Source organism: Leifsonia sp. KNZ12-8B (assembly GCF_056755495.1).
Genome location: NZ_JBPGXM010000176.1, coordinates 1 through 5,973, shown reverse-complemented (window position 1 = coordinate 5,973; position 5,973 = coordinate 1). Strand labels below are relative to the sequence as shown.

Annotated in this window: 7 protein-coding genes; 5 read left to right on the top strand and 2 right to left on the bottom strand. The window is 73.0% G+C overall.

What is annotated here, in order from left to right; translation table 11 throughout:
- Positions 1-26: 26 nt before the first annotated feature.
- Positions 27-776, top strand: a complete 750-nt coding sequence (locus ACR9ZG_RS17590; protein WP_481286142.1) for a formylglycine-generating enzyme family protein — start codon at positions 27-29, stop codon at positions 774-776.
- 152 nt (positions 777-928) lie between these two features.
- Here the strand turns inward: ACR9ZG_RS17590 and fliN are convergent, their stop codons facing one another.
- Both fliN and ACR9ZG_RS17580 read right to left on the bottom strand, forming a co-directional pair.
- Positions 929-1,654, bottom strand: coding sequence for a flagellar motor switch protein FliN (fliN, locus tag ACR9ZG_RS17585; protein ID WP_481286141.1), 726 nt, complete (start codon positions 1,652-1,654; stop codon positions 929-931).
- Positions 1,655-1,668: 14 nt separating this feature from the next.
- Positions 1,669-2,544 carry a flagellar motor switch protein FliM gene (locus tag ACR9ZG_RS17580; protein WP_481286140.1) on the bottom strand — a complete coding sequence of 292 codons (876 nt, stop codon included), beginning with the start codon at positions 2,542-2,544 and terminating at the stop codon, positions 1,669-1,671.
- Positions 2,545-2,668: 124 nt separating this feature from the next.
- Here ACR9ZG_RS17580 and ACR9ZG_RS17575 point away from each other — a divergent pair, with 124 nt between their 5' ends.
- The 4 genes from ACR9ZG_RS17575 to ACR9ZG_RS17560 all read left to right on the top strand — a co-directional run.
- Complete coding sequence (locus ACR9ZG_RS17575) at positions 2,669-2,956, top strand: flagellar FlbD family protein (protein WP_481286139.1); 288 nt, start codon at positions 2,669-2,671, stop codon at positions 2,954-2,956.
- 17 nt (positions 2,957-2,973) lie between these two features.
- Positions 2,974-3,795 carry a motility protein A gene (locus ACR9ZG_RS17570; protein WP_481286138.1) on the top strand — a complete coding sequence of 274 codons (822 nt, stop codon included), beginning with the start codon at positions 2,974-2,976 and terminating at the stop codon, positions 3,793-3,795.
- A 1-nt stretch (position 3,796) separates the two neighbouring features.
- Complete coding sequence (locus ACR9ZG_RS17565) at positions 3,797-4,621, top strand: OmpA/MotB family protein (protein WP_481286137.1); 825 nt, start codon at positions 3,797-3,799, stop codon at positions 4,619-4,621.
- A gap of 85 nt (positions 4,622-4,706) precedes the next feature.
- The coding region (locus ACR9ZG_RS17560; protein ID WP_481286136.1) for an RICIN domain-containing protein at positions 4,707-5,973 on the top strand (1,267 nt) is incomplete at its 3' end.

Genomic DNA, 5,973 nt, shown 5'->3' with positions numbered 1-5,973 from the left:
AGGGAGCGGCGTGGGAGGGTGGAGGGGTGGAGGAGAGCGAGATCCAGCTGGCGCGCGTGCCCGGCGGCACCGTGCAGCTGCACGACGCCAGGAACAAGCGGCGCTGGAGCGTCGAGCTCGAACCCTTCGAGCTGGGCGTCTACGCCGTGACCGAGGAGCAGGTCGCCGAGCTGCTGGGCGAGCCCGCCGCGCACCCGCGCCGCCCCGCGACCGGCGTCAGCTGGCTGCGCGCGATCCGCTTCTGCAACGCCGCATCGGAGTGGGAGGGACTCGACCCCGCGTACTCGGTCAGCGGCGACGAGGTCACCTGGCACGTGGATGCGGACGGCTTCCGCCTCCCGACCGAGGCCGAGTGGGAGCACGCCTGCCGCGCCGGCTCGACCGGCCCGCACTACGGCCCGCTCGCCGAGGTCGCGTGGACGAGCGCCGACGGCCTGAGCGCGCCCGCCGAGGTCGGCGGCCGCCTCCCCAACCTCTACGGCCTGTTCGACACCCTCGGCAACGTGTGGGAGTGGTGCTGGGACCTGCTCGACCCGGCCCGCTACGACGACTACCGGGTGTTCCGCGGCGGCGGGTTCGCCGACGACGCGTGGAGCGTCCGCGCCTCCACGCGCCGCGGCGGTCCGCCGCAGGCACGCCACGAGGACGTCGGCTTCCGGGTGGCCCGCGGCGGGTTCGACGCCGAGGGTGAGGCGCAGGGCTGGTCGGCGCGCGCCGACGCCGAGCGCGCCGCGATCGGCGGCCCGCTGCCGTCCGGCTGGACGCCGCGGCGCTGAGTGCGCGGGCGCTGAAGGAACGGGCGCTGAAGGAACGGCGTCCGAGCACCCTCGGTGCGCGTCACGCCGGCCGGGGTCAGCACGATGTCGTCCCTGCCGACGAGCGGATGCTGCGGGTTCGGCGAGCGCCCCGCGCCGGTCCGGCTCCCGCGCTAGTCCAGCTCTTCGGCCGCGTCGAGGATCTTCGTGATGCGCACGGCGTAGTCCTGGTCGACGACCACGATCTCGCCGTGCGCGATCAGGCGCCCGTTGAGCAGCACGTCGGCGGGCGACCCGGCCGAGCGGTCGAGCTCGATCACGGCGCCCGGCTCCATCGCGAGCACGTCGCGCACGGCCATCCTGGTCCGGCCGATCTCGACCGTGAGAGCCATCTCGACGTTGGAGATGCGGGCCAGCTTGCCCGCCATCGGCCCGGTCGCCGCCGAGCGCGAGGGGAGGGTGGAGGCGCGCCCGCGCAGCGCGAACCAGCCCGCGACGCCGCCGGCGCCGTTCAGCGCGAAGACCGTCGTGGCCGGGTCCGCGAACAGCTCGGCCGCCTCCTCCACCCTGGCGTCGTCGAGCACGCCGGCGCCCAGGGTGCCGGCCGCCGCCTCGAGCGCCGGCTGCAGGACGTCCTGGAGGGCGACCAGCGGGGAGCCGTCCGCGCCGTCGTCGACGAGCGTCGGCGCCTCCAGCAGCACCACGGCCAGGTCGGCCGAGACCGCCCCGACGAAGCTCGCGACGACCGCCGACGCGGTACGCCCCTCGAACGAGCGCGCCGTCTCGAGCATCGCGGTGAGCGGCGCCCCCGTCGGGAGCACCCCGGCGAGGGCCTCCGCGGCCGCCTGGGCCTGTGCCAGCGAGAGGGTGTCGCCGGCGGCGATGGTGAGGTTGTTCATCGGTTCAGCCTTCTTCAGTCCTCGGTCGACACGATCACGCACGCCAGGCGCGAGCCGCTGGAGCCCAGCGCGGCGCCGGCGACGGGGACGTCCCCGACGGCGAGATCGAACGGCCGGTGGTTCGGATGCGGGATGGGCAGGAGGTCGCCGACCGCGAGCCCCAGCACCACGCTGGGCTTGACCCTGGCCGGTGCGAGCCGCACCGACACGTCCACGGGCACGCGCGCCAGCTGCGCGTCGATCAGCTCGCGCGCGTCGTCGGTGCCGCTGGTCGGGTTGGCGTCGGGAAGCTGCGGGAGCAGCGCGACGGCGGGGATGGCCACGGTGGCGGAGGCGACGCTGTCGCCGACGCGCAGCTGGAACGCGGCCACGATCATCAGCTCGGTGGTCGCGGCCGCCTGGGCGAACTGCGAGTTGTACTGGATGGCGGCCACACCGATGGGGGCGGTCAGCAGCGACCCGAGCGAGTAGCCGAGGTCCTCCAGCGCGTCGTCCATCAGCCGGCGCACCAGCGCGTGCTCGATCTGCGTGAAGGTGCGCTCGCTCTCCACCGGCACGCCGGAGCCGCCGAGCATCGCGTTCACCCATGAGAGGGCGGCGACCGTCGGGAACTGGATCACGCCCCGCGGCGCGACCCCGTCGAGCTCGCAGAGCACCATCGCGGTCGTCGCCGGAAGGGACGCGGCGTACTCGTCGTAGGTCTGCATCTGCACGGAGTCGCAGGTCACCTGGCTGAGCACGCGCACCTTCGCGGTGAGCTGCGTGGCCCACTGCCGGGCGAAGGTCTCGAAGGCCAGCTCGAGCACGCGCGAGTGCTCGCGCGCGAGCGTCGTCGGCCGCCGGAAGTCGTACACCGGCGCGTCCGTCGCGGGAGCGTGCAGGAGGGTCACGCCCCTCTCTATCGGCACGCGCGGCCGAGCCGTTAGCTTGCCCCGGTCCCCCTAACGACCGACCCGTACCCGACCGATAGGTACGGTGACGGCTCACCCGGAGCCGAGACCAGGATTCGCGCCCATGATCGTCGTCACCCGACTGAACGACACCCAGTTCGCGGTCAACCCCGACCTGATCGAGCGCATCCACGCCAGTCCCGATACGACGCTGGTGATGGTGGACGGAGCCAAGTTCATCGTCACCGAGTCCATGGCCGAGGTGATCGAGAAGATCGCGACGTACCGGGCGCGTGTGATCGCGCTCGCCCACGACCTGCCCGTGGCGGGTCCGCGTCCGGTCCCCGCACCGGCGCTCGACCAGGCGGAGGGCGGCGTGCGCGCCGTCCCCCTGCGCGCGACCAAGAAGTAGCGAGAAGAGGCACAACTATGGATCCGGCGACCATCATCGGGATCGTCCTGGCGTTCGGCGCCGTCGTGGCGATGGTGACGATGGAGGGCGCGCATCTGAGCGCGCTGCTCCTCCCCGCGCCGATGGTGCTCGTCTTCGGCGCCACCATCGCCGTCGGTATCGCCAGCGGCACGATCAAGGACTTCCTGACCGCGGTGAAGTCGCTCCCGCGCGCCCTGCGCGGCAAGGTGGAGCCGCCCGCCCGCGTCATCGACGAGGTCGTCCGCCTGGCCGAGAAGGCGCGGTCGAGCGGCCTGCTGGCGATGGAGCAGGAGGCGGAGGCGGTCGACGACCCGTTCCTCAAGCGCGCCCTGCAGAACATCGCCGACGGCACCGACGGCGACGAGCTGCGCGTGCTGCTGGAGGACGAGATCGCGACCCGCTCGCGCAAGGACCGCGTCGCCGCCAAGTTCTTCTCGGCGATGGGAGGCTACGCGCCGACCATCGGCATCATCGGCACCGTCGTGTCGCTCACGCACGTGCTCGAGAACCTCGCCGAGCCAGGCGAGCTCGGCCCGATGATCGCGAGCGCGTTCGTCGCGACGCTGTGGGGCCTCCTCTCGGCCAACTTCCTCTGGCTGCCGCTGGGCTCGCGGCTGCGCCGGCTGTCCGAGCTCGACGTCGAGCGCATGACGCTGCTGATGGAGGGTGTGCTCGCCGTGCAGGCGGGGAGCCAGCCGCGCCTCCTCGGCGAGCGCCTGCGGGCGATGGTCCCGGACGGCGCCGCGAAGCCGGCGAAGGCCAAGGCGGCCACCGGCTCGAGCGCCGACCTCGGCCTCGGCACCGAGGAAGCGGCCTGACATGAGCGCGCGTCGCCGCCGCCGGCACGAGGAGCCGGAGGAGCACGAGAACGAGGAGCGCTGGATGGCCTCCTACATGGACATGGTCACCGTGCTCATGTGCATGTTCATCGTGCTGTTCGCCATGTCGACCGTCGACGCGAAGAAGTTCGAGGCCCTGAAGAACTCGCTCGCCACCGGCTTCGGCCAGGTGAAGACCGAGAAGGTCGACACCGCGTCCGGCGTGGTCGTGCCTCCCGCGCACGTGGAGGACAAGGGCGACACCACCGACTTCGCCCTCGCCCAGCGGGAGGCGCAGAACCTCAAGCTCCTGAAGGACAAGATCCAGTCGGCGCTGACCGACGACGGCCTGCAGGACGCGGTCCAGCTCAAGATCGACGAGCGCGGCCTGACCATCGGGCTGGTCGGCAGCTCCACCTTCTTCGACTCGAACCGCGCCGAGCTGAGCGCCACGGCCGTGCAGGTCCTCGACGACATCGGCCCGATCCTCTCGCCCGCGGGCTACCAGGTGACGGTGGAGGGCCATGCCGACTCCCGCGCGCCGGGAGCCCCCTACCCGACGAACTGGGAGCTGTCGGCCGGCCGCGCCACGAGCGTGCTGCGGCACCTGGTGGAGGCGGACGGCTTCCCGCAGAACCTGATCTCCGCCATCAGCTACGGATCGGCGCGGCCCCTGGCCGACGCGACGGGCAGCTCCGACACCGAGCTCGCCCGGAACCGGCGCGTGGATGTCGTGGTGCTCTCCTCGCAACCCGACCGCATCCGCGCCCTCATCCCGCAGGCGCTGCAGCAGACCACTGCACCGGCGGGCACCACCACGGGTTAGCGGGGCCCGGCGACGTCTTCCGGACCGGGGAGCCGCGGCCGCCTCTTAGGGTCGGGTCGTCCACACCCGATCTCAGGAGACGCCCATGCCCCTGCTTCCCCGAAGCGCGTCGCGCCTGCGCCGCGCCCTCCGCGCACGTCACCGCCCGGCGGCGCGCGCGGCGACCGCCCTCGCCGCCGCCGTCGCCGCGGTCGGCCTGCTCATGCCCGCCGCGCCGGCCGCCGCCGCGGCTCCCGTCCACCCGGACGCGCGCGTCGTCACCCCGGTCAAGTCGATCGTCGCCGGAGGCATGGCCGTCATCGGCCGCACCTTCCCGGCCACGACCGCCGGCTACGACTCGTTCGAGACGTCCATCGCGATCACCCGGGACCCCGGGTACAACGGCAAGACCTACTGGGCGCACCAGTGGGGCTTCGCCCGGTCGTCTTCGGGCGGCTACATCGGCCTCCAGCGCCGGAGCGGAAACGACAAGTTCGTCAACTTCTCGATCTGGGACGCGACCGGCTTCCGCGACGTCGGCACTGGCACGTCCTGCGGCACGTTCGGCGGCGAGGGCGTCGGGATCAAGTGCGAGGCGCCGTTCGCGTGGAAGGAGGGCGTCGCCTACCGCTTCTCGATCGCCCGCTCCGGAACGCTCGGCTGGGGAGCCTCCCTCACCGACACCACGACCGGGACGACGACGCGGATCGCCACCATCACCGTGCCCTCCGACCGCGGCGGACTCTCGTCGCTGATGGAGTGGACGGAGAACTTCGCGCAGGGGACCGACCAGCCGGCGAGCTGCAGCGCCGTCTCCCCGGCGACCGCGGTCTACGGCCAGCCCACGGCCAACGGCGGCGCGGTGCGCACCACGAGCAGCTCCACCTACACGTACGGCAACTGCGCCTCGGTCGCCCGCAGCCAGTGCGCCACCGACCAGCGCTGCACGATCAGCGTCAACCCGGGCGGCACCGGCATCACGACGGCGCCGGTCGTGCTCGCGAACGGCGCCACCGGCCGGTGCGTCGACCTGCTGAACGGCGGAACCGTCGCGGGGCTCTGGAACTGCGTCGGCAACGCCAACCAGGTGCTGGTGCGCGAGGCCTCCGACCGGCTCACCTTCCCGCAGCGCGGAGGCCTGTGCCTCACGACCGACGCAGCGACCCGGCGGCTGAAGGCGGCGGCCTGCACCACGGGCAGCAGCGTGCAGCAGTGGGAGTTCCTGCCGGCGACCTCCGCGTACTACAACGTGGGAACCGGGCTCTGCCTCGACCCGATGGAGGGCGGCGGCTCCGGCGCCCCGCTCCAGGTGGCGAGCTGCTCGGGCACGGCCGCGCAGCGGTGGTCGGCTGGTCCGCCGGCGGGAACGGCCG